Origin of the sequence: Lactobacillus sp. B4007, from assembly GCF_026535895.1 — a bacterium.
Taxonomy (GTDB): Bacteria; Bacillota; Bacilli; order Lactobacillales; family Lactobacillaceae; genus Lactobacillus; species Lactobacillus panisapium.
The window spans coordinates 139863-160670 of sequence record NZ_JAFNPA010000004.1 but is presented as its reverse complement, the minus strand read 5'-3'; the positions used below and the strand labels follow the sequence as shown (position 1 = coordinate 160670).

Genomic DNA, 20808 nt, shown 5'->3' with positions numbered 1-20808 from the left:
TCTTTACCTGCTCTTTTCTTTACTTTCGTCATGCTTAGCCATGACTTGTTGGTAATCGGTAAGATTTTTGACGTGACACAGGTCTTCAATCATGCCATCTTCCATTAGTAAGTTAGATAAATTAGCAATATTTTTCATATGGGTAGCATTATCTTTGGCAGCTAGCATAAAGAACAACTGAGCGTCTTTTTCTGGATCATTTTGGTCGAAGGAAACCGGTTGCTCAAAAATCGTTAGACCAATACCAGTCCCTAAAACCCCAGAACTATCAGCTTGTGAATGGGGCATTGCAACTCCGGGTACAATTACAATATATGGCCCATATTGCTTGACATCTTCTATGACCTGATCAATATATTTATCGGTAACAAGGTTATTTGCCTTCATTACTTCCCCGGAGACTCTGATGGCTTCTTGCCAATTTTGGGGATGCTTTTGACTGATATTAATCAGATGATTTTCAAAAAAATAACGTAACATGATTCCTCCTACCAGATAATTAACCAAAAAGTGAATTATAATAACTCTGGGAATGGCAAATCAGGATCATTCTTAAAGGCATCATGGAATCCTCTATCATACATGTATTCAAACTTGTCCTTATCTTGTGGGAAGTTAAATTCACCACCGACTTGCCAAATATATGGCTTAAATTGATATTGTAAGCGGTATCTCTTACGATCCCAAAGAGCTAAAATATCCTTTGGGTCACTGTAAAAATTACTCCAAATGTCATAGTGCATTGGAATGATAACCTTTGTATTAAGTGCTTCAGCCATTCTTAAAACTTGGGAATCATCCAATTTATCGGTAATACCGCGTGGGTTCTCACCATATGCACATAAAGCAACGTCAATTTTATTTTCATTACCATGCTTAACAAATGTGTTGGAATAGTGTGAGTCACCTGAGTGGTAGACATTGCCGCCTGAAGTTTCAACTAAATAGTTAACGGCAACTTTAGCCATTTCGATTGGTTTAGTACCGGCAAGCTTTACGTTAGGGTCATCTTCTGTTACCAGTTCAGTCCGGTCAAATGCTTCTAAAGCCTTAATTGTTACGGAACCAACCTTAACTTCATCACCGGGCTTGACGACCGTAATTTTTTCAGCGGGAACACCCCATTCTTCCCACTCATCGGCAACGCCTTGCGGGCCAATAAATTTAGCGTTCGGGCAAAACTTGTTAACGCAAGCTGCAGTATAAATATCCAAATGGTCATGGTGTGTATGCGTCACGCAAAGTGCGTCTAAATCTCTAATTGCAAATGGATCAATGACATAAGGTTTATTACGAAGATTTGGTTGCATTGCCTCGCCACCAGTCATCCGCATCATTTGGTGACCCTTGCGCATTTTACCGTCACCATGAGTGTGTTTACCGGTACCGTTCCACATGTCAATCGCAATATTTGTTCCTTCGTGTGTCCTAAGCCAAGTACCCATACAGCCTAGCCACCAGATTGCAAATGATTTTGCAGGGACCTTTTTAGCTGCTATTTGTTCATTTAAAAAAGTGCCCCATTCTGGAAAATTATTTTCCGCAAAGACTTCTGGTGTAACTTGATTGATATTCGTTGGATTTGTCATGTTTTCCTCCTAAAATTTTTCCTTTAAGCTTGTTTTCATGGTAATTATATTTTAATCTGATAACGCTTTCAACCATATTAAATGATAAATAATGTTTTATATGGTGTTTTAGCAAAAAACATCAATATTTATTGATAATTAATTGGTTTTATGATATTTTTCATAATCAACAAGTGTTATTCAAGAAGTTATAGGTAGCTCAAAATGAAAAATTCATATCAAGTAATCAAAAATCGGCGCAAAAAAATAATTGACTTGCTCAATCATCAAAAAAACATCTCCTTAGATGAACTTTGTCAAAAACTGGGCGTATCAATCATGACTGTGCGGCGAGATTGTAGTAATTTAGCTAATCAAGGCAAAATCATTCAGGATAAAGGGACGGTTTCGCTGGTCAAACCTGAAGAAGTGCCTTTTACCGATTCTGTCAGTTACATCAAAAAACGACTCGGTGAAGAAGCAGCGGGTCACATCGAAAAACATAACTGGGTTTTCATTAATTCAAGTACAACTGCTTTCGAAGCAATTCCTTATTTATTGCAAAAAGACGTCAATATTCTGACCAACAATGGCTATGCTGGTAATCTCGATATGCGTAACAGCAACAGCAAAATTATCCTTAGTGGCGGCAACATCAGTCGCAAAATGATTATGAGCGGTGATCTAGCAGTTGATCCGTTCCTAAAAATTTACGCCGACTGGGCAATTATTGGTTGCGCCGGATTAAGTCTCGAGCATGGGATCTCAACTCCCTTCATCGAAGAAGCCAAAGTTAACCAGGCAATTATTAAGCATTCACGCAAGCTAATTGTGGTTGCAGACTACAGCAAATTTGGTCAGTTTTCGAACTTCACCATTGGTCACGCTGAAGACATTGATTTACTAATTACCGACTCTTTTACACCGAGTCAAACAATTACGGAATTCATCAAAGCTGGTGTTCAGGTAGTCCAAGTTCAGTTATAAACAAAAAAGAATCTGAGCAAAAAGTCTTCTAAACAAAAAATCCTATTAAATTTCGGTATTGCTAAACCTTGATTTAATAGGATTTCTGCTTTTAGTTAAAAGATATTTTGGTAGTAAGTCTCAGATTCTTTTTTATTTATCTCCTACTGGTTATGGGTCACCGCCATATTTTTTCCGTAGTTTCAAATCATGATGGATTGCTAAAACCATAATTAGTGTCCAAACTATGCAGAGTATGATTAATAGCCAAACATCTAGTACACGCTTGACGTAAACAGAAAAATCAGCTTTTAGTGGAAAAATAAAGTAACCAATTAACGCAGCCCATGGAACTAAAAAAGGTATACAAGATAAGAATAATTCAACCTTTTTAGGATAGAGCCTTGGCCTACTATAGATTTCTCGCTCATGTGTTTTAACGTAAAAAGCTGCAATTACTACGCCAATTATTAAAACTAATTGGCCAGCTTGAAAAATGTTTATGAATAGTTGTTGCCCGGCTTGCATTAGCTTTCACCCCACTTTGGTTTAAAAATTAGCATTTTAGCTAAATTTAATCATGCCAAACTCCCTCTGAATCTTGTGCTGCCCAATTTATATAATAATATTAACAACTAAGCATAAAGCCGTTGTTGGTTCAGATAAAATTTTATTGATTTTCTCATAGTGATCACCTCATACCAAAGTTATAAGCTTTTACATAAAAACGTATAATAAATTCAGTAATATATTTAAGGAATTTATTTAAAAATAACTCCAGCATAGTCTAATTACTAATTTCATAGTATCATGCAATCAATTTTTAATGTGTTCAAATTTTGCACATTATGTATTTGAAATAATTATAAAGGGTACATTAATATTTATTTTTAATAAAAATTACAGGTGTATAAGTAAATCTGAGTATCAAACTCATAAGTTAGAAGTGTCACATTGACTAACGCAAGGGTAATTCGCTTGATGATGGCTTAATGGAAGGTTTCTTCGGCATACTTAAACGAGAAATGCTTTATGGGTTTGAAAATCGGTTTAAGAATCTCAATGAACTGGAAGACGCGATCAGAGACTACATTGAGTATAACAATCAAAAAAGAATCAAAACCAAACTAAAAGGACTAACTCCGCTTGAATATCGGAAGTTAGTCCTCAGTTAGCAGCTAATATAAACTGTCGTAATTTTTTGGGCCCATATCAGGCTTTTATTGCTTTTTTAGATAATTTATCTTGGCCTGATAATCATCAATCAGTAAGTTAAGATTTTGTTTTCCCCTGTGACGACCATAAACGATTATTACTGATCCCAGCATGCCAATAATCAGTAAAATAACTCCTAAAGTAAATAGCCCAACTGTCTTAAAGTAGAAATAGTAGCACAGAACAAAACCAATTGCACCAGTTGCTAAGAAAGACTGCAGCCAGTACTGAAGATTTTGCAGCATTTTCTTTTGGTAGTTTACCTCGGATTGATATCCCTTGGTTATTTCTTTGATGTCCATCCCATTTGCTCCTGCTTTAGTACTTCAAGCCTGGATTGAAGACGCCAAGTACAACACCAATAAAGGCAACACCGATTAAAATAATCATTGTCCAGATGGCAGAGACATGCTTTTTAGCCATTAACCACCAGCAAAATAACGTGATAATAACCGTTAAAATTCCGGGAAAAATACCATCCAATTGCTTTTGCAAATCAAGAAAGACATGACCGGTATTATCTTTTAATTGCAATGAAGTTGTTACATTAACCCAAGTTGCCAAGACGCCTCCAACAACCATACCACCAACAATTGAAATTGCTCGGCGAACCGCCTTTCCTTGCTTACCTACAAGAAATCCTACAGCCTTATCACCAAGCTTATATCCACGGAAGTATAAAAAGCGCTGACCAAAATAAGCAATTAAATCCCAAGCAATAATATAGAAAATTGCTCCAATCGGGGATCCATTTCTAGACATCCCTAAAGCAATACCCAATAAAATTGGAATTAACGTACCATCAATTAGCGAATCACCAATGCCAGCAATTGGGCCCATCAAACCTGCCCGCATATCATTGATTGTCTCACCATCAATATTTTCACCATTTGCCCGTGCTTCTTCCAAACTAGCTGTTGTACCAATAATAATTGATCCTAACATTGGATTAGTATTGAAGAATGCAGTATATGCCTTAATATTTTCGGTCTGTGTCTTATTATCATTGGGATACAGTTCCTTAATAATTGGCAGCATAGAGCACAAATAACCGAATGTTTGCATATGTTCTTGTGAAAAACAGGTTAATGCTCCCCAAAACCACAAGTTAAAAGATTTGCTTAAGGTCTTATGACTTATTCTTTTCTTTCCTGCATCCATCGTTAAATATCCTCCTCTTCTTCATCATCAACAGTCTCATTGGTAGAAGCAAACTTTGTATTTGCAGATGATTTTCCGGAATTTTTAGCCATTTCGATTTCATACATTATTACTGCAAATAATAATGAAATGACCGTCACAGCAACAAGATTAAGGTGTAACGATGCCGCTAATGTAAAGCCTACTAAAAATGGAATAAAATCTGTAGCTTGGTTAATAATTTGACGCAATAAAATTGCTATCCCCACACATGGAAGCATGGCACCAACGGTAAACAATGTCTTCATCGGAATACCGTCCATTGGAAGCGCAGTTCTTAATGCCGTAACTGCTTGTGCACCAAAGTGCGTCATCAGTAAAGTTGGCAAAAAAGAAAATACCAAGTGAGAAACCCATGGCCAACCAAAGTCAACACTATACAAGCGATTCAATTTACCATTTTCAATATCTTTCCAGCCAAACGCTTGCCATATTAAGTTCATAAAGGCTACGGCATAGAACAATACTGACCCAACTGTTCCTACCAAAGTAGCAAGTGATTTTGCCATATTGGCGGCATCCGCACCTAGTGGATTCAATCCACGAGAAGAAATTGCCACCATTGCTAAAGGAATACCAATATATGAAATTGCTCTAACGTCAGCTGCAACTGTTCCACCGGGTGTAACAAGAGCAATATAAACCAATTGCGTGGCAACGCCACAAGCAATGCCCAGAGGAATATTGCCTAAAACAATCCCGCAGACTAGTCCACCAACTAATGGGCGGCCGATAGTATAATTACCTACTGCTTGACCAGCCATACAAGAATTTGAACAAAGACATGCAAAAATTCCAAGAATGGCGGCTTGTACCCAACTTATAGTCATTTTTTCTCCTTCTTCTAAAAATTAAAAACTAACTTTTTAAATTAACTAAACTGAAACCTAATTGGACCAACTCTAATAGCCAAATTTAGCCTTAAATTTATCCCAATAACCTAACTGTTTATCCGGAAGTAAAGCAAAATGGACTTTATACCCTTTTTGACTGATTGCTTCAAATGCATCTCCTTCTTCTTGCGTAAACGACTGATTGCTTCCCAGTTTAATAGCACCTGGACGATCATTACCTGGTCCCACAATTAGTTCTTTTTGTTCACTCGGGACAAAGTTAAGATCAACCAAAATATGTTTCATATCTTGCGGGGTTTTGGTAATCAAGAAATAGCGCGTTTGGGAACTTAAGACTTTTTCTCTAACATCATTAAAATGTTTCATGGTCCAAATAAAAGTTTTCTTACCTTGATCTTCGCCAGCAGATTTATAAGCTGACTTCAAGATTGGATTAGAAGCAGCCTGATCATTTACAGCAATAATTCCGTCGCACGGACGCTCTTTAGCCCAGCGAGTAGTGATTAAGCCATGAATAATTCGGTCATCAATCCTAATTAATGAAACTGTCATTTTTCTCTCCTAAACTCTAAATATCATCTTCGTCATCTGTTAGTTGTGAAATTTTATATTGTTTGATTGCTTTTTCTCCTTCACTTAAAGCCGCTTTTGCTAGTTCTTCTTTGCTCATGATGCCTAAAGAAACAATGGCAGTCAGGGCCATTGAAAAATTCATTCCACCTAAAACTACTGCCTTTTCTAGGTTTCCTTTTTTAGAAAATGAATCCAAAAATGTAGTCAGCGGACTGCCGCCAATAATATCTGCTAAAATCACGAATTCATCATTCTTTTTAAATTGCTGCTCCTGCAAAAAGCGGTCAACTTTTGTTTCAAAATCTGTAGCCGATTCACCATTATGAAGACACAATGCAAAGCACTGCTTAGTGGAATCTCCAGCAAACATTTCAAGCGAAGTTTTAATGCCCTCCGCAAACTTGCCATGAGAAACCAATATTAAATATTTCAATTCGTCATTCCCCTCTTTTCTTATTGCAAGTAAAAATTATCACAGATTTTGGATGCGCTACCAGTGCTAAATGTCATCAATCCGAGTGTGACATTTGTCACTATTTAAAGCGCTTTCCTGAATATTGTTGATTGAACAGGATTTTTCAGCAATAATAATTTATATGAAAAGCATCAGCTTTTTACTATTAATAAATAAACGAGATGTTGACAATGAATTTGCCGAAACCAAAAAAGCAGCATAGAAAAATCTCAAACCCTTATACACGAATTTTACTGGGCATCGAACTGTTTTTCGCTGCATTTTTTATTTTATTAGTTTACTTAGTCTTTATTGTTAATCCAGGTCAAAATAAGCAAACCAAGATTGGCTCTACCTACATGACAATGAACAATAGTTTTTACCCTGTTTTAAATGAACAAATTGCTAATTACATCGATAACCATCACGGTCGATTATATAATCGCGATCCTGCTTTAATTGTTGACAAACAGGTCCAGGAACTTAATTCATTCATCAATCAGGGTGTCAATGCAATCATTATTAATCCCGTTGATGGTAATAGTATTAAAATCCAAGAAGCCCTGCATAAAGCTAAAACTAAGGGTATTAAAGTTATTGTCGTCGACTCGCAAATGAAATCTGACCGTTATGTTGACTGTACTATATTGTCTGATAACTACCGGGCAGGACAGCTTTGTGCTGAACATTTATTAAGAAGCAGAAAAAGTGCAACTATTCTCCTTCTTGAGCATTATTCAGCTTATTCGGCTAATAACCGTATTCAAGGCTTCACTGATACTCTCAAAAAATCGCCTAATCACAGAAATTTCCACGTCGTAGGTAAAATTAATACTTATGGCCAGTCCGAGATTACTTTACCGCTAGTAGAAAAGGCCTTAAAGAATGGAGCTAAATTTAACACCATTATGGCTTTAAATGATCAGGCTGCAGTTGGAGCCCTAGCTGCAATCGATGAGGTAGGAGTAAAGCGACAGATTGATGTATACAGCGTAGACGGTTCAGAAAACATGAAAAAGCTGCTTGGAGTTAACCACAACGCGATTGCTAGTTCCGCCCAAACACCAATTAATATGGGAAAAACAGCCGTTAGAGTCGCTTATAAATTAATTGCCGGCAAAAGAGTCCCCCCAAAAATTATCCTGCCCGTTTATTTGATTACTAATAAAAACATTAATCACTACAATGTTTTGGGGTGGCAGTGATGCCAAAGTTTAAGTATTTGATTGTCTTGCGCAGAATGATGTTATGGCTAAACTTTTTTGCAATTTTGTTCAACGCAACCTTGTTTATTTATGCCACAGATTATGTTATTAAAACTGAACAGTCTTACCAGTTGCTTTCCTCTTTACACCACATTCCTGATTCTCCTCAAACTATTTTTTGGCAGAGTATTATTAGTTTTGTAGTTTTAGCTTTTGTAATGCTATTTCATCATCATACCCAAAAATTTAGCCATAATTCGCAGTTGAACAACTTAATCATACTGATCGAATTTATCTTGGCTATTATTGTTTTTGTTGCACTACGAATGACTTATAATGGTATTTTTTTACTTATTTTTGTTGACTTTATTATCAGCAACCGTAACCAGTACAATTTTCGCGATTATCTGATCTGGGTTTTAGTTGTTGGCTTTTTGCTTATCATATTGCTAGTAACAGATTATTCAATTTTGAGTCACTTCATGACATTGCCGGATATAACTACTTATTTAAGTTTTTTGCCCGGAAAAATTGGACCTTCGCTTGTTTTCTGGAAAAACTTTATCACTACTTTAAATTTAACTTTATTTATCCTAATTTTAATTTATTTCGCAATTTATCAGCTAAATCAGGAAAACGACATTCAAAACAAACTTGCCTTAGCCTCTAAGGCAAACTATGAATTAAAAAACTACGCTGCTTTTTCCGAATACATCGCCAAAGATAGAGAAAGAAAACGAATTGCTCGTGACATTCACGATTCAGTTGGACATGCTTTGACAGGAATTGCAGCAGGAATTGATGCTACTTTGGTTTTAATCGATATTGATCCTGAAGCAACTAAAAAGCAGCTAACCAAGATTCAAGTGGCAGTAAAGCAAGGTATTAAAGATGTACGCAAAGCCGTAAATCGTATTAGGCCAGGAGCACTTACCAACTATACGCTTGAAGAATCATTAAAAAAGATGTTAAAGGAATATGCTGATATTTCCCGAATCGAGATTAACTTTTCCTACCACTGGGGATCAACCGATTTTGAAAAAACGACAGAAGACGTAGTCTTCCGCATCATTGAAGAGTCAATTACCAATTCACTACGCCACGGCCATGCCAGTGAGGTAAGCATCAGCTGCACTAAAAGCGAAAGCAATATTTACCAGATGATAATTAAAGACAACGGACTGGGAGCAACAAACTTCAGGCCAGGTTACGGAATTACACAAATGAAGGAACGTGTAGCGATTATTAATGGTAAGATCAGCTTTGATGGCAAAAATGGTTTTACTACTAAGGTTGAAATTCCAATAGAAGGTGACACAGATGATTAAAATTATGATTGCAGATGATCAGCAACTGATTCGCGATTCGTTAAAAATTATTTTAAACGCTAATCCAGACTTTTACGTAACGGATACGGTTGCAAACGGTCAGGAGGTTTTAGATAGTATTAAAAAGAAGATGCCTGATATCATCTTGATGGACGTTAGAATGCCTAAGATGGACGGTACTGTCTGCACCAAGTATGTCAAGGAAAAATATCCTAACATAAAGGTAATTATTTTAACCACATTTGATGACGACGACTTTATTTTTAGTGCTTTAAAATATGGAGCTTCTGGCTACCTTTTAAAAGGTGCATCAACTCAAGATTTATATAGAGCTGTCAAAACTGTTTATAACGGTGGGGCAATGATTAATCCCGATATTGCAGAAAAAGTTTTCAAGCTATTTTCTAAGATGGCTCAGGCAAATTACGCAATTCAGGTTAATGACAAAGACACTAAAAACTTTTCTAAGCATGAGTGGCGCGTGATTCAACAAGTTGGGTTTGGACTTTCCAACAAAGAAATTGCTGCCAAGCTGTTTTTATCAGAGGGAACAGTTCGTAACTACATTTCTAAAATTTTGGATAAGTTGCAGCTGCGGGATCGCACACAGCTAGCTATTTGGGCTGTACAAACTGGAATCACTAGCGAATCAATTGGTGATGATGATGAAAGTTAAGAAAAGATTATTTATCATCATCGCGTTAATTATTGTGTTTATTATGAGTGTCGTCGTTTGGGAGCGTCATATCACTGAACAGCAAAAAACTTTAACCATCGGCCTCTATACTAGCAGCAGCTGGGACGTGCCCAATGGTCACCAATACCACGTAATCGATTTTGCAATTAAGAAGTTTAAAAAAGAACATCCAGAAATTAAAATCAAGTATGAGGGTGGAATCCAGCAGGACGATTATCGCAACTGGCTTAGTGAAAAGATCATTGAAAATAAGACTCCTGACCTAATCATTGTCCCCAACCGAGATTTTAATGCCCTGGCCAGTGAAGGCGCATTTAAAGACCTACGTCAATTGATGCAAAAGGATCGGATTCAGCCTGCTGTCTTTTACCAGAGCACCCTAAAAGCCGGACAATATAATGGCCAGCAACTTGCTCTGCCCTATGAAGCTAACCCGACTTTGATGGTAATGAACAAATCTTTGCTAAAAAAATTAAAGATTGCTACGCCGAGTGAAAATTGGACGCCAAGCCAATTTTACAGGCTTTGCCGACGCGTTGTTTATTCCACAAAAAAGCGAAAATACTATAGCGTTACCATGAATTATAATTGGCAAGATGCCCAGCTAGCATATGGGAATCAACTTTTTAGTAAAGATGACAATAACGTGCAGCTAACTACTGATACCGCCAGGAAGGCCTTTTCCTTAATTGAAAATATCACTAATGACCAGCCCTCATACAATGTCACCTCCCGTCTTTTTGATAAAGGCAGCGTAGCGTTTATGCCTTTAGGTCTAGCCCAATATCGGACTTATACTTCTTATCCATTTCACATCACACGTAACAACAACTTTGTATGGGAGTGCACAAAAATGCCCGGAATTAGTCACGCACTGGCCACACCAATGGAGACTACAATGTTTGCCATTTCCAGCAAGGCGAAAAACGCCCAAAGTGCGTGGGAATTTATGAAACTTTTATGTACGAATAAGAACATTCAACGCGAAGTAATGAAAACCAATATGGGCACTTCAGTTTTATCCAGTGTCGTTAACAGTCCTGCTGCACAAAAGATACTCGATGAAAAAGTAATCAGTTATCATAATTTAACTACCAAAAAACTGGATTTGATTATGAAAGACGGAGCAATCAGCCCAAAATTTAAGTCTTATAATAATAAGCTAGAAAGACTAGATTATAAGATTCAAAACGCTTTAAAATCCGGCGACTTAGAAACTCAATTGTTTAATATTCAGCTCCAGGTCAACCAAACTGACGAAGAATAAAAAGCAAAACAAAATCCATTTTCTATAACCTTGAGGTTAAGAAAATGGATTTTTTAATTAGCAAACTTTAAAAATTTGCTTTCTTCACAAACGCATTCTTACCAACTATGTAATACTTTTTACCATTAATCTTAATGGCAGCGCCATATGTTCTTACTGCAGATTTTTTCTGCAGTAACAGCTTTTTAATTCGTTTAGCTTTGTTATCGTAGACAAACGCATTATGCTTCAGTTTTCTTTTTGTCCCAGAAATATTGGCAGCCAAAATGCAGCGCTTATTGGTTAGAACATAATACCTTTTACCATTAATCTTCTTTATGCCATAAGTTCTGACGATTGAGCCAGCTTTAAGTTTATACGATGTCCTTTTTTCTTTAGTAGTATATATAAAAGCATCGTGCATTACAGTCCTTTTCTTAACTTTTTTGCCATTAGTATGATCTGCAGGTTGTTTTGGTTTACCCGGCTCATTTTCCACTTTTCCAGAATCAACATTTGAAGTAGTATCGTCATTACTTGTGCTGCCCGTATTTTGCGTATTATTACCTGTTAAACTGCCACCTGTGTTATCGGTATTTCCCGACTGTTGCTCGAAACCCACTAGTTTCGTGCCTACTTGACCATAAGCAATGTCAAACTGGTTGACTTTGTTTTCATCTTGGGCTTCCACCTTGACGTCTTGCACATTATTGACGCAAAAACGGGCTAATGTCGCAGTTTGACCGTTGGAAAAGAACAATTCAATGACATTTTTATCCGTGAAGGCAGTTATTGAAAAGTCGTTAATGCCTTTCAGGCCAGAATCATTAATATAACCCAAGCCGCTGGCCAGACCATTCTTATAGTAATCAGCCGCATCACCGGATAGCTCGCTGCTTTGTCCCGCAATACGATATTTTCCGGTTGCCGGATCAAAAATAATAAAGTTGCTGTCTTTACCTTGAGTGAAAGATATTTTAACCGCACCCTGATAATTTTCACTATTTTTAGTAGAAAAATGCAGATTAAATTTGCTGTTAACAGGCTGTTGGGTTAAATTAAGCAGTTCATAATAATTGTTTTTAGAAGCAGGCTGATTTCCAACAGTGCCAGTTACCTTTTTGTCCGGATCTTTTTCAAGATTCTCAGTAACTGGCGAGCTGGAGATAGTTAAATCATTGTTTAAAGTGATTTTTCTAGCTAACGTATAAGTTCCAAGCCGGGTGGAATTTGGTGAAAAACCACTTTGATTTGCCTTAATGCCAGAATTTGTATAGTTCCAGTTTCCTACCCAACCCATTGTAATGAGTGAATCATCGGCTTGAGTCAAGTCATCGCTGCCAGTGAAGTTTGCACCGTAATAATCCGTCCCTTGGTCCATTCTTTTAGCATTAGTTTCTGGTACAAACAGACCCTGATCATTTAAGTGACCGACAATATAATAGGTGCCGGTAGTCTGCCCAGCCTGTGGTGCCTTAGCACCAAAGAATAAAACCTGTTTAGTGCTGCCATTGGTCATCTTCATACTTCTGACAGCTGGACATTCAACGGGTGCTTTAAACGATAGCCCTTTAAAAAAGAGATCACTAGATAATTTGCTGTTAGCCTGATTAGTATTAGCGTTGGACCAGACAAGTCCATCTTCAGACTTATATACCCCGATCTTATCGCCTTCAGCAGCGTACATAATCAACTTACCCTTCCAGTAAAAGACAGAAGGATCACGTTCATCTGAACGATTAATCGATGTCCATGGCCAATAATGGTCCAGAATAATTTTCTTGTCATTTAACGGGTGGCTAAAAGTTTTCCCATTATCATCCGACCAAGCAGCCCATATATTTTGTTGATTGTCTTTATTGCTCAAGCCAGAAAAATATGCGACTTTAGCCCCCTTAGGTACACCAGAAATATTACCTTGATTAGTAATGATACTTCCAGTCCAAGCACTGCTCCAAGCATCACCAATGTCACCTTTTAAATCAGCAATTGCAATATTAGGCTTGCTAAAATGGATAAAGTCCCTAGTGGTTACGCGCTCCCAATTCTGCTTGGCACCCGTATCACCATTGACTACTTTTTCTGTATGAAGATAATAGATATTCCATTCTTTATTTTCGCTATCAAAAACAATAGTCTGTAAATCATTTGACCAGCCCTCTTGCGTATCCAGATGAAAAGAACTTGTCCGTTCGGAGGAAGTATCACTTGGCTTCAAAAATGTATACCCATTATCACTATATCCATTTGAAACATACTTGCCATCAAGCAAAGGGTCGTTTTCATCAGCCGTAGAAGTTGCTTGAGTGTTTTTCACCTGTTCCAATAAAGTACTTGGGATATTTGTGGTACTTGCAAAAACTTTAACTGCTTTCATATTTACGAGACCAACACTCAAAATGGCTGTTACCGCAATCGAAGTAGCTAACCGGAGCTTATTAATTATCATTATTGTGCCTCCAAAAATTCTATTAGTATTTTTTAAAAGCGCTTTCTAAGTCATGACAACTTCATTATATATGTTACTCAGTAGGTATAGTAGATGATAAATGTCACTTTCTTATGGACTTGTGATTTTGTACAGTCGACTTCAAAAAGCACCGTTACAAGCTCCTTATTATAAAAAAGTGTGCCCAACAGGTTAATTGCTAAGCACATTTTGACATCATTTTTACGTTAAATATTTAATTACTTGGTCAATATCTTGTTCTTTTTTACTTTGCGATATTTCGTTATTTTTTAATATTTCAATCGCATGCTGAACCATGGAATATACTTGCTTATCATCATTGCTGTCAAGGATAAGATAACTGATTTTAAAATACGATTCTAAGTTTGATGTGTTCTCTTCATCAAGCGATTTTTTAATTAAATACCTAAATATTGCTTTCAGGTTACGTGTTCTTTTGCGTTTTTCCTGCTTTTTATCATAAACCGGTAAAAACAAAGCAACACATACTGCTGCGATCTCTGCAAATGCAGTAACCCACTCTGACAATGGTCCAATATTCATAATAGCACCCCACAAATTTAACCTAGTTACATGAAACAAAACGCCTGGGCAACAAGACGTTTTTGATAATTATAAGACTATAATTACTATTTCACCATTTTTCTATAACTAATAATCTGTCTAGAAAAAATGTGAATTATCGCCACAATTATCTCTATATATGAACTGTTTATTTAGAATCAAAATAAAGGAGATAAAAATGAATAATAAAAAACGGTTTTATAAGAGATGGTGGTTTTGGCTAATTACTATTGTGGTAATCTTCATTACAAATGGTATTAGAAATGGTTCTGAAGCTGAAACTAATAATAACAGTGAACCAAAATCAGCAAAAGTTGAAACGAATACTGCCTCTAAAAATTCAAAGGAAAAGAAAAGCAGCAGTGTAAAAAAACTTGCAGCTAAGAAAAAAGCAGCTGTCGAGGAAACTGCTCAAAGAAAAGCAAGACAAAAAAGCTCAGCTGCAAAAAGACGAAAAAGGGCTCAAAAAGAAGCTAAAATAAGACATAATAGGCAGTTAAAGCTGCAAAGAAAAAGACAGCAGAAACAACTAAAACAGCAACAACAAAAGCAATCTGCTGAAAACAAGCGTAACAATCAAACTGTCTATGTAGCACCAAATTCCGGCAGAAGGTATCACTTTGATCCAGACTGCAGAGGCTTAAGACCTGCAAACGGAAATATTACTAGTATGAAGTTAAGGCAGGCTATTCGTCAAGGCTATACACTATGCAAATGGGAATATTAAAAAAAGAGGTTAATGACAATGATAAAAGTAGGTCTAAGAAAGCCAAGTCTCAAAAAATCTATTGCTGCAAGAACCAAGGGTAGAGCTACGAGAGCTCTAAAAAAAGCAATCATTCCTAATTACGGGAAACGCGGTATGGGTTGGGCACATCCGAAGCAAAAAGTGTACAATGCCCTTTACAGCCGAACTACCATTGATTCACGAAAATTATTTACTGAAGCCAACAGTCAAAAAATAAAAACAAAAAGTGCGACAAATAGGCAAGCAAACTCTGCTAAGTTTTTTAACGAAAAAAATACCGTTCAAGAAAGCCGCATTAACAGTAATAATGATCATCAAAAAAAAGCGTCAAAAATCAGATATTTTAAGGTCAAAAAACAAAAAGACTGGAAAATTAACCGGATACTTTATTATATAAAAATTATCCGCTCTTGCTTTCTGTGGTTTGGAGTGGCTGTATCAGTTATCGGGTACCTTGAAATAGGTCTATTACCACTCTTGATTTGGCTTGTACTTAAATTACCTACTTTGCCATTTGGAGAACCGATTGCACTTTCAAAGCTTAAAAAAGCTCAAGAAACGCAAAAATTCAATGAGAAATAAACATCAAAGCAAAGCTTAGTATTTTAATACTGCTATAAACTTAAAACTAAAATAAAAGCAAGTCAGCCTAATTGGTAAACTTGCTTTTTTGTAACTCTAATTGAATAGTTTATCCTCTCAGTTCACTTTGTTTAAGCTAAACTATCGTAAACATTTAATTATGGTACATACTTTTTCATAATGCTAACTTTTGTTAACAGCATTTTACACTATATAAAAGTACAATTATGTGCGCGGTTTTTACATTTACCAACCTTCTTTTATCATCTACTATTGATTATGGAAAACGCTTTTATAGTGGAAAAATAGAACTTTAAAAATGGAGGTTTTCAATGATCAATAACTCAAATTTATGTCTTAATCGGAAGTCTGCTCCCGGTCTTCCAATTACGGATTTTATTAAACTAGCACATGATTTAGGAATTAAGCACGTAGAATTGCGCAATGACCTGGGTAGTGAGCCAGATAATAAGAACATTTTGGACGGAATGAGCATTTCTGAGTTCAACGACTTGTTAAAACAGTATGACGTTCAGGTTGAAGATATCAACTCACTAGGCAGTACTGATCTATTGTCGCAAAAAGAGGATAATCTTAAAGACTTAAATGAAATGATTACAATTGCTAAGGGCATTGGTGCAAAAAAAATACTTTTTTGTCCAGTTATGGATAAGCATGATTATCGCAGCAATAATGAAAAATTTACCGAAGGCGTCAAGACAGTCAAGGTTTTTGCAAAGCAACTTGAAGAAGAAGGAATGTCTGGACTTTTTGAAACCTTAGGCTTCCCAGAAAGCTCTGTAAGAACACCTTTTAGAGCCATTGACATTATTAAAGAAGCAGGAGCCGATAACTTTAAAGTAGTTGCAGATTTATTTCATTGGTTTATGGGTGGCGTTACACGAAAGGACTTAGACGAAAAATTGGATGTTAGTCAAGTAGGACTAATCCACATGAGTACGGTTGAAGTTAAAAGACCAAAATCAAAACTGACAGATCAAGATCGGGTACTTTTAGGTGATCCAAATCACGATAATATTAGTGCTTACGATACTATTAAGTGGTTTGCAAACAGCCAGTTTGACGGTTTATTTTCCTTTGAACCATTTTCCAATGAATTACGTAAATGGAATTACGAAAAAGCTAAAGCAAATCTTACAACCAGTATTGAACTGCTGAAAAAAATATAGGAGGAAACAACTATGCTAGAATTAAATGATTTTTGTGTTAATCGTTGTTGTGCCGGCGGTCTCTCATTACCCGAATTTGTTAAATTAGCAAATGATGTGGGTGTTCACAATATTGAACTTCGCACTGATATTCATCAAGGCAGTAATTTTTTAGATGATTTAACTACTGATGAATTTAACAACTTGCAGCGCAACTATGATGTACATGTCGCCAATATTTCTGCCGAATTTAACTTAGATGATCAAAGTAATTGGAACCAAAAACTGCAAGAAGTCACTAAATTAACGGAAATTGCGCAGAAAATTGGTGCGCAGAACATCCTTTTTACTCCTATTCGAAACACCGATGATATTCGAACTGACGAGCAAAAATTTGCCGATTTAGTTCACAATATTCGTATTTATTCTGATATTCTCGGTGCAGTGGGTGTAAACGGACTTGTTGAGCCACTTGGCTTTGGTGACTCATCACTCCGCTTTCCGTGGGTTGCACAAAGAATTCTTCAAGAAGCCGATGCTAAAAACTTCAAGTTAATTGCCGATACTTTCCATTACTATAAGGCAGGTGTTACTAAAGATGACTTTACAAAAAAAGTTGATGTCAGCCGGGTTGGTTTAATCCACCTCAGTTCAATCACGACTAACAAGAACCCTGAAGAGGCAGACGACGCTGACCGCTACTTTATTTCTGATAATAAAGATGATGTAATGAAATCAGTAGAGCAAGCAAATTGGTTTAAAGAAAGCAACTATTTTGGTCTTTATTCTTTTGAACCATGTGCTCCTGAAATTAATGACTGGAGTTATGATAAATGCAAGAAAGAAATCTCAAGTAGCATAGAAAAGATTATTGCGGGATAAAGAATAAAAAATAATCTGTTAATGACTTATTAGAAGGATAAGTTGTTAACAGGTTTTTATATTAAGAAGTTTTTAAACCTAGCTACAATATTTAAAGAATTCAATAAAAAAGCGTATCAGGCTAATAACCAGTCTGATACGTTTTGCGATTAGAAAGTTAAGCAAAAACTTTGAAAGGGTTTGATTTTGATAAGTCTACTGTTTTTTTTATTAAACTTTATTTTTGATAAACGAATTGGATTACGAAGTAAGTATTTGATTCAAATTAGTTAGCATTAATTAAATTAATACTGTGAATAATTTCTTTTTTAGCCTTTTTGGCATCCCATTTGTATAGTTCAGGTGAAAAAGGCTCAAATGAATATAGTCCGTCATAAGAACTATTTTCGAACATTTTTGCATGAACATCAGCACGCATTATGTCATTTTCATCTAGCATGATTCTGTCAGCATCATCTAAGTTTTCACGTTTCTTATGGTTGATGACCGAACTTAGGTGAACCAAACCAACCATTTGTGGATCAATTTTTGTGTCGAAATCTTTTTGAGTAACATTAGCTAAATAGTAATGGAAGTTGTCGGCTACTAGTGTAAAGTTATCTACACCAGCGTCTTTGATAACATCCTGAGCTTGCCAAGGGGTTCTAAGGGAAGAATCCATAAAACCCAAGGGCTCAAGCAAGCCGCTCATGTCATTTTCCTTTAGCAAGTTTGAGTATGCTTTCATGTTGTTAACTGCGCCTTGATATTTTTCTTCACTAGTTCTTGAATCATTTTCATCCCTAACAGGACAAAATAAAATGTTCTTAACTTTTAAAACGCGACCAATACGAATCATTTCTTCCAAACTAGTGATATTTTCATCTAATTTTGTTACTAAATCCATGTTGCCTTGAGCATTGATATCAACGACCTGAATGCCCTTTTCATCAAGCAGGTCCTTGATCTCCTCTGGCTGGTAATCATCTAAAATTGTGGAGTTATCAACTTTACCTGTAATATCATTACGTAATTCAATATACTTGATCCCCAAATCAGCAACCATGCGAATAAAATCTTTTAAATCTAATCCTGGTGCTGCTTTTCTATTAATACAAAAGTCATCGTAAGAAAGCATAACTGTCTCCTTTTTAGTTTATATGAAGTCCTTCTTTAATAGACTTTAATGTTTTTTCATTTGACCATTCAATACGGTCAGGCCACATAAATACGTTGTTCGTAACAATACCATCAAAGTTAATTTCACGAAGAGTAGCATAGAATGTATCCATATCTACTTCACCTTCACCTGGATTGAGGTGTTGGTGAATTGTAACGGGGGCACCAGGAGGATTAATTGTGTATCGTAATCCATATGATCCAGCAAAATTAAATGTATCTGCGATTAATATGTGGCTCAAAATATCTTTTGAATCCAAAATTTCTTGACGCACATCACCCTTACCAGCATCTGAATAGAAAGCGTGTGCTGAACACAATACTTGTCCTACATTATCTGAATTTAATGAACGAATAAGTTGAGCTGCAGCATAGCTTGATTCGACAAAGTCATTTGGATGAGCCTGAATCTCAAGACGAATTCCTTCTTTTTCAAAAATTGGAAGCAATTCTTCCATCGATTTATACCATTGACCTTCAGAGGTTACAGAATTATATTTATCGCCAGAAAACTCAGTATTAATTATATCGACTCCTAATTCTGATGCTAGCCAAATAGTTCTCTTCATATTGCGAACTGCTGCCTGGCGTTCCTGTTCGTTTGGCGATGACCATTGCTGGACAGGTACCAACGATGAAATTTGTACTCCTGCATCCATACACCATTTGCGAACATCGGCAATCATGGCCGAATTTGCCTTCGGATATTGGTAAAACCAGAAAAAGTCTTGTCTTGGAGCTAATTCCAGGTACTTGTAACCCAACTGAGCTACTTTGTCAATTGTCTCATGAAGAGGTGTGTTATCACGAAACATCGAAGCATCATATGCTAATTTCATTAAAAGACCTCTTTTTTCTTCTTATCTTATTACTTGTTTTCATAAAGAGCTGGTCTCTCTGGTAAAATAACTGGCTCTTTAACAAAGCCGTTATCGCGTGACTTCTCTAAAGCATCAGCTGCGACGCAAGCCATTAAACCATCCCAAGTTGTAGGTGCAGTTGGGTTAAGATGATCGGCTAAAACTCCATTTACCCAATCCTGAATTTCAGAGTCAAAGGCCTGACGGAAGCGAAAGCTGTCATTTTGTGGAATTGAAGTCTGGAATCTTTCTTGTGTCTTGACTGATGTGAATGTTGGACTAGTCAAAGCAATATTACCTTCTTCACAAACGACTTCACAGTTTATGTCATAGCTGTTATGGTTATTAACAAAAACTTCGAGGTCAGCATGTACGCCGCTCTTAGTGTCGAAAGTCATAATTTGTGGGTCTTTCAAACCTTTGTGGGTATACTTGGTCTGTGCGCCTGGAATAAAGCAAGAAACTTTGTCATAGTCACTTCCTACCAACCAGTGCATGATGTCGCATTCGTGAATAGCTGTTTCAACAATTGCATCATTGTCATAATAGTCTGAAACTGTAGTTTCGTTTCTATGAGTCATGTGAAGAACCAATGGTTTGCCATACGTTCCTTCATCGATTGCCTTCTTGATTTGACGGTAGCCATTATCATAGCGACGCATAAAGCCTACTTGCACCATTCGCTTACCGATTTTGGTTTCAGCTTCAACAACACGCTTACAGTCCTCAGCGGAAGTTGAAAGTGGCTTTTCACTAAAGACGTATTTACCTACTTCAAGAGATTTAAGAACAAATGGTACATGAGTATCGTGTGGACGAGTAACAACCATGACTGCATCAATATCAGGTGATTCAATCAATTCATCGCCCGTTTTGAATTGCCTGCAGTTAAACTTTTTTGCCAGTTTTGCTGCACGTTCCTGTTTGATGTCAGCTACACCTGCTAGTGTTGCGCCGTTAATACTATTTGCAACACGTTCGACATGGTCGGTTCCCTTGTAACCACAACCAATAATACCTATTCTAAGTGTCATAATTTGCCTCCTAAGACTTAAGTTATTTTTGGGTA

At 36.6% G+C, this 20808-nt stretch carries 22 protein-coding genes and 1 pseudogene; 10 read left to right on the top strand and 13 right to left on the bottom strand.

Translation table 11 applies throughout. The annotated features are described in order from the left end of the window. Positions 1-3 precede the first annotated feature (3 nt). Together J3U54_RS07665 and ulaG are read right to left on the bottom strand one after the other, a co-directional pair. Positions 4-480 carry a PTS sugar transporter subunit IIA gene (locus J3U54_RS07665; protein ID WP_220220629.1) on the bottom strand — a complete coding sequence of 159 codons (477 nt, stop codon included), beginning with the start codon at positions 478-480 and terminating at the stop codon, positions 4-6. 35 nt (positions 481-515) lie between these two features. Next, positions 516-1589, bottom strand: a complete 1074-nt coding sequence (gene ulaG / locus J3U54_RS07660) for an L-ascorbate 6-phosphate lactonase (protein WP_267385637.1) — start codon at positions 1587-1589, stop codon at positions 516-518. 204 nt (positions 1590-1793) lie between these two features. On the opposite strand from ulaG, the gene J3U54_RS07655 reads away from it, so the two are divergent. Then, positions 1794-2555, top strand: a complete 762-nt coding sequence (locus tag J3U54_RS07655; RefSeq protein ID WP_220220627.1) for a DeoR/GlpR family DNA-binding transcription regulator — start codon at positions 1794-1796, stop codon at positions 2553-2555. A 150-nt stretch (positions 2556-2705) separates the two neighbouring features. Here J3U54_RS07655 and J3U54_RS07650 read toward each other — a convergent pair whose 3' ends face one another. After that, positions 2706-3062, bottom strand: a complete 357-nt coding sequence (locus J3U54_RS07650; RefSeq protein ID WP_267385636.1) for a hypothetical protein — start codon at positions 3060-3062, stop codon at positions 2706-2708. A gap of 434 nt (positions 3063-3496) precedes the next feature. Between J3U54_RS07650 and J3U54_RS07645 the strand changes: the two are divergent. Continuing rightward, positions 3497-3709 (top strand): annotated as a pseudogene (locus J3U54_RS07645) (IS3 family transposase); the annotation flags it as partial. A gap of 45 nt (positions 3710-3754) precedes the next feature. On the opposite strand, the gene J3U54_RS07640 reads toward J3U54_RS07645, so the two are convergent. The 5 genes from J3U54_RS07640 to J3U54_RS07620 form a co-directional block, all read right to left on the bottom strand. Further along, the gene (locus tag J3U54_RS07640; protein ID WP_103752843.1) at positions 3755-4051 is read right to left on the bottom strand and encodes a PTS fructose transporter subunit IA; all 297 of its coding nucleotides are present in this window, start codon (positions 4049-4051) and stop codon (positions 3755-3757) included. A 16-nt stretch (positions 4052-4067) separates the two neighbouring features. Next, positions 4068-4910: a PTS system mannose/fructose/sorbose family transporter subunit IID gene (locus J3U54_RS07635; RefSeq protein WP_220235091.1), complete on the bottom strand. Its 843-nt coding sequence runs from the start codon at positions 4908-4910 to the stop codon at positions 4068-4070. Between the two features lie 2 nt (positions 4911-4912). Further along, on the bottom strand, positions 4913-5779 hold the full coding sequence (locus tag J3U54_RS07630) for a PTS mannose/fructose/sorbose/N-acetylgalactosamine transporter subunit IIC (protein WP_103752841.1): 867 nt from the start codon (positions 5777-5779) through the stop codon (positions 4913-4915). A 72-nt stretch (positions 5780-5851) separates the two neighbouring features. Next, positions 5852-6355 carry a PTS sugar transporter subunit IIB gene (locus tag J3U54_RS07625; protein ID WP_103752840.1) on the bottom strand — a complete coding sequence of 168 codons (504 nt, stop codon included), beginning with the start codon at positions 6353-6355 and terminating at the stop codon, positions 5852-5854. 16 nt (positions 6356-6371) lie between these two features. Beyond that, positions 6372-6809, bottom strand: coding sequence for a PTS sugar transporter subunit IIA (locus J3U54_RS07620; RefSeq protein ID WP_220235090.1), 438 nt, complete (start codon positions 6807-6809; stop codon positions 6372-6374). A 212-nt stretch (positions 6810-7021) separates the two neighbouring features. Between J3U54_RS07620 and J3U54_RS07615 the strand changes: the two genes are divergently transcribed. Genes J3U54_RS07615 through J3U54_RS07600 form a run of 4 tightly spaced genes read left to right on the top strand, consistent with a single transcriptional unit; the run spans position 7022 to position 11327 of the window. Further along, positions 7022-8035, top strand: coding sequence for a substrate-binding domain-containing protein (locus J3U54_RS07615; RefSeq protein ID WP_220235089.1), 1014 nt, complete (start codon positions 7022-7024; stop codon positions 8033-8035). Further along, positions 8035-9363 carry a sensor histidine kinase gene (locus tag J3U54_RS07610; RefSeq protein ID WP_267385635.1) on the top strand — a complete coding sequence of 443 codons (1329 nt, stop codon included), beginning with the start codon at positions 8035-8037 and terminating at the stop codon, positions 9361-9363. Before J3U54_RS07615 ends, J3U54_RS07610 begins: the two co-directional genes overlap by 1 nt. After that, positions 9356-10039 carry a response regulator transcription factor gene (locus tag J3U54_RS07605; protein WP_103752836.1) on the top strand — a complete coding sequence of 228 codons (684 nt, stop codon included), beginning with the start codon at positions 9356-9358 and terminating at the stop codon, positions 10037-10039. Before J3U54_RS07610 ends, J3U54_RS07605 begins: the two co-directional genes overlap by 8 nt. Next, positions 10029-11327 (top strand): ABC transporter substrate-binding protein, encoded by a 1299-nt coding sequence (locus J3U54_RS07600; protein ID WP_164715407.1) that lies wholly within the window; start codon positions 10029-10031, stop codon positions 11325-11327. Before J3U54_RS07605 ends, J3U54_RS07600 begins: the two co-directional genes overlap by 11 nt. 67 nt (positions 11328-11394) lie before the next feature. Here J3U54_RS07600 and J3U54_RS07595 read toward each other — a convergent pair whose 3' ends face one another. Continuing rightward, on the bottom strand, positions 11395-13755 hold the full coding sequence (locus J3U54_RS07595) for an SLAP domain-containing protein (protein WP_267385632.1): 2361 nt from the start codon (positions 13753-13755) through the stop codon (positions 11395-11397). A 222-nt stretch (positions 13756-13977) separates the two neighbouring features. Next, on the bottom strand, positions 13978-14319 hold the full coding sequence (locus tag J3U54_RS07590; RefSeq protein ID WP_267385630.1) for a hypothetical protein: 342 nt from the start codon (positions 14317-14319) through the stop codon (positions 13978-13980). Between the two features lie 199 nt (positions 14320-14518). Between J3U54_RS07590 and J3U54_RS07585 the strand changes: the two genes are divergently transcribed. The 4 genes from J3U54_RS07585 (at position 14519) to J3U54_RS07570 (ending at position 17721) form a co-directional block, all read left to right on the top strand. Beyond that, entirely contained in the window at positions 14519-15067 is a 549-nt protein-coding gene (locus tag J3U54_RS07585; RefSeq protein WP_267385629.1) for a hypothetical protein, read from the top strand. 18 nt (positions 15068-15085) lie between these two features. After that, a complete protein-coding gene (locus J3U54_RS07580; RefSeq protein ID WP_267385628.1) occupies positions 15086-15670 on the top strand; it encodes a hypothetical protein in 585 nt (194 codons plus the stop codon). Positions 15671-16002: 332 nt separating this feature from the next. After that, positions 16003-16860: a TIM barrel protein gene (locus tag J3U54_RS07575; protein ID WP_103752830.1), complete on the top strand. Its 858-nt coding sequence runs from the start codon at positions 16003-16005 to the stop codon at positions 16858-16860. A gap of 12 nt (positions 16861-16872) precedes the next feature. Further along, a complete protein-coding gene (locus J3U54_RS07570; protein ID WP_103752829.1) occupies positions 16873-17721 on the top strand; it encodes a TIM barrel protein in 849 nt (282 codons plus the stop codon). Between the two features lie 265 nt (positions 17722-17986). Here J3U54_RS07570 and J3U54_RS07565 read toward each other — a convergent pair whose 3' ends face one another. The 3 genes from J3U54_RS07565 to J3U54_RS07555 are packed head-to-tail and all read right to left on the bottom strand — an operon-like array spanning position 17987 to position 20773. Continuing rightward, positions 17987-18838 carry a TIM barrel protein gene (locus J3U54_RS07565; RefSeq protein ID WP_267385627.1) on the bottom strand — a complete coding sequence of 284 codons (852 nt, stop codon included), beginning with the start codon at positions 18836-18838 and terminating at the stop codon, positions 17987-17989. A gap of 13 nt (positions 18839-18851) precedes the next feature. Continuing rightward, positions 18852-19718, bottom strand: a complete 867-nt coding sequence (locus J3U54_RS07560; protein WP_103752827.1) for a sugar phosphate isomerase/epimerase family protein — start codon at positions 19716-19718, stop codon at positions 18852-18854. Positions 19719-19747: 29 nt separating this feature from the next. Further along, positions 19748-20773 carry a Gfo/Idh/MocA family protein gene (locus J3U54_RS07555; RefSeq protein WP_164715406.1) on the bottom strand — a complete coding sequence of 342 codons (1026 nt, stop codon included), beginning with the start codon at positions 20771-20773 and terminating at the stop codon, positions 19748-19750. Positions 20774-20808: the final 35 nt, after the last annotated feature.